General features: G+C 67.9%; 3 protein-coding genes and 1 pseudogene. All 4 read left to right on the top strand.

Annotation, left to right across the window (positions count from 1 at the left end; genetic code table 11):
* Positions 1-277 (top strand): annotated as a pseudogene (locus ACMO6A_RS09735) (hypothetical protein); the annotation flags it as partial.
* A complete protein-coding gene (locus ACMO6A_RS09730; RefSeq protein WP_015760568.1) occupies positions 274-972 on the top strand; it encodes a hypothetical protein in 699 nt (232 codons plus the stop codon). The pseudogene ACMO6A_RS09735 and the gene ACMO6A_RS09730, both read left to right, overlap by 4 nt.
* 103 nt (positions 973-1075) lie before the next feature.
* Positions 1076-1948, top strand: coding sequence for an ABC transporter ATP-binding protein (locus ACMO6A_RS09725; protein WP_015760569.1), 873 nt, complete (start codon positions 1076-1078; stop codon positions 1946-1948).
* Between the two features lie 148 nt (positions 1949-2096).
* Positions 2097-2667 (top strand): isocitrate/isopropylmalate family dehydrogenase (locus ACMO6A_RS09720; protein WP_418471171.1); only part of this gene is annotated, 571 nt, incomplete at its 3' end.

The raw sequence follows: 2667 nt of genomic DNA, 5'->3' as shown, positions 1-2667 counted from the left end.
CGCCGGCTGGGTCGGCGCGCTTTCGCCGGCGGGCGGGGCAGCTCTCATGGTGCTGGTCGCGTATGCGGCGGCGCTTTCCGGGTCGACGCGCGCGACGACGCTCGTCGTGATGCTCGTCTGGCTGTTCTTCGCGTTGATATGGGATCCGAACACGGCGTCGATGCCGGCGCTGCAGCGCGGGTTGCCGTTGCTCGTGCTGCTCGCCGTCGGCGCGTGCGCATGGCGCGCCTTGGGCTCGCCCGAGCGCGTGTGGAGGAAGCTGGGAGGTGCGCGATGAGATTCTTGTCGTTGGCGGTGATCCATGCACGCATGGCTGCCCGGCAGCGCGCGATATGGGTTGCGTCGCTGCTGCTGGCGCTGCTGTCGATGGGAGTGGCGGTGAATACCGGGCTTCCTTTCGAGACGGGAGACGTCGCCGACCTCGTGTTCTTGGCGCAGATGCTGGCCATGCTGCCGCCCGTCGCCTACGCTGCCGCCTTCACCGACCTTGCCGCCGAGCCCGAGCGGCTGGGCATCTCGGAAGTCGAGGCCTCCGCCCCCGTAAGGCCGATGGAGCTGACGGTCGCACGCGTTGCGGGCGCTCTGGCCGTGATGACATCGCCTTCGGCCGCCTTGTTGCTGTTCTGTGCGGCCGGGCAGATGCTGCACGGCAACGTTTGGGCTCCGTTGCAGGCGATAGTCCTGTTCGCCGGGGTGGTGCTTCCCGCTGCCTTTGTTGCTGCGGCGCTGTCGGCGCTGGCGGGCTCGTTACTGCCGAGGATCGTCGCGCGCATCGTCTCCGTCGCCGCATGGCTGGGTACGCTGTTCGCATGTTCGTTCAAGGGCGTTCCGGCTTCCGGCGGCGGCGTGCAGTTCCATATCGCGAGCGACCCGCTCGCGCAGGCGTTCTTCGGATCCCAGCCGCTCCTCGACTATCAGGGGCCGGCTCCCGCCGCTGCGCCTTTCGAAGCGCTGGCCCTGCTCGTGTTCTAGTTCGCCGTTGCGGCGGCGCTTCTGGCCGCGGCCGCGGCCGTCGCCCGCAGGCGCTCGTACCGCCGTCACTGACGAGCCTCCGCTCCGCATAGAAAGGACTCCCATGTTCATCTCCCTCGACCGCCTGGGCAAGGACTTCGACAAGAAGCCCTGCGCCCTCGACGACCTTACGCTCGACCTGCCTTCGGGCATGATCGGGCTCATCGGCCCCAACGGCGCCGGCAAGACCACGCTCATGCGCATCCTGTGCGGCATCGTGAGCCCCACCCGCGGGCACGTGCTGGTTGACGGCCGCGATATCGCCGAGCCGCGCAACCGCCGCGCGCTCAAGAAGACCCTCGGATACCTGCCGCAGGACATCGAGCCCTATCCGAACCTCACGCCGCCGGAGTTCCTCGACTACGTGGGCATCCTCAAGGGTATGGACGACAAGCGCGAGCGCCGCCGCCAGGCCGACGAGCTTATCGAGCGCGTGGGGCTGGCAGATGTTCGCCGCCGGCGCATCGGCGGTTTCTCGGGCGGCATGCGGCGGCGCGTGGGCATCGCGCAGGCGCTCATGGGCGACCCGCGCCTGCTCGTGGTGGACGAGCCCACGGCCGGGCTCGACCCCGAGGAGCGCATGCGATTCCGCACGCTCATCGCCACGCTGGGAGCCGACCGCACGGTGATCCTGTCCACCCATATCCTCGACGACGTGGCGCAGACCTGCCCTTACGTGTGCGTTCTGCGATCGGGCCGACTGTGCTACGACGGCGCAACGGCGGGCCTCATCGACGGCGCGCACGGACGCACGTGGCTCACGCCGCCGCTCATGGCGCCGCCGACGGGCGCGGTCGTGGTGAACGCAGCCACCACGGCTGAGGGCACACGCTACCGCATCGTGAGCGCCGCGCCGCCCGCGGGGTCGCAGCCCGTCGAGCCCACCCTCGAAGACGGCTACATGGCGCTGGCCTCCGACGATCGGGCGAGGGCCTGATGTAGTGCTGCTGCGGCGAAGAGGCTTCCTTTTTGGCGTTGCGCTGGAAATCGCTTTCCCGCGCGTCGTGCGCCCGCTTCGACGAGTATCATGTGCGGGTATGGGAAAACGGGGGAGAGACGGCCCTTTGGACACGGAAAGGTTGACTATGGCGAAAATAGCGATGACCACGCCGCTCGTGGAGATGGACGGCGACGAGATGACGCGCATCATCTGGCAGATGATCAAGGACGAGCTGCTGCTTCCGCATATCGATCTGAAGACTGAGTACTACGACCTGGGCCTGGAGCATCGCAACGCCACCGACGACCAGGTGACCGTCGATTCCGCCGAGGCGACCAAGCGCCTGGGCGTGGCCGTGAAGTGCGCCACCATCACGCCGAACGCCGCGCGCATGGACGAGTACGACCTGAAGAGCATGTGGAAGAGCCCCAACGGCACCATCCGGGCGATTTTGGACGGCACCGCCTTCCGGGCGCCCATTGTCCTGCCCATGATCCACCCGGTTGTGAAGAACTGGGAGGCGCCCATCACCATCGCCCGCCACGCCTACGGCGATATGTACAAGGCTGTGGACATGGTGACCGAGGAGCCGGGCACCGCCACCCTCACCTTCAAGGGCGAGAGCGGCGCGGAGAAGACCCTCACCGTTCAGACGGTCAGCGGTCCCGCCGTGTGGCAGGGCCAGCACAACACGGAGAAGAGCATCCGTGCCTTTG

Source organism: Eggerthella sp. (genome assembly GCF_048329335.1).
GTDB lineage: Bacteria > Actinomycetota > Coriobacteriia > Coriobacteriales > Eggerthellaceae > Eggerthella > Eggerthella lenta.
Note: the sequence above shows the minus strand (reverse complement) of the source record. Positions and strands in the feature narration are given on the sequence as shown.

Coding starts and splice junctions, on each gene's coding strand:
- ACMO6A_RS09730 (WP_015760568.1), top strand. CDS start 274: ATGAGATTCTTGTCGTTGGCGGTGATCCATGCACGCATGGCTGCCCGG.
- ACMO6A_RS09725 (WP_015760569.1), top strand. CDS start 1,076: ATGTTCATCTCCCTCGACCGCCTGGGCAAGGACTTCGACAAGAAGCCC.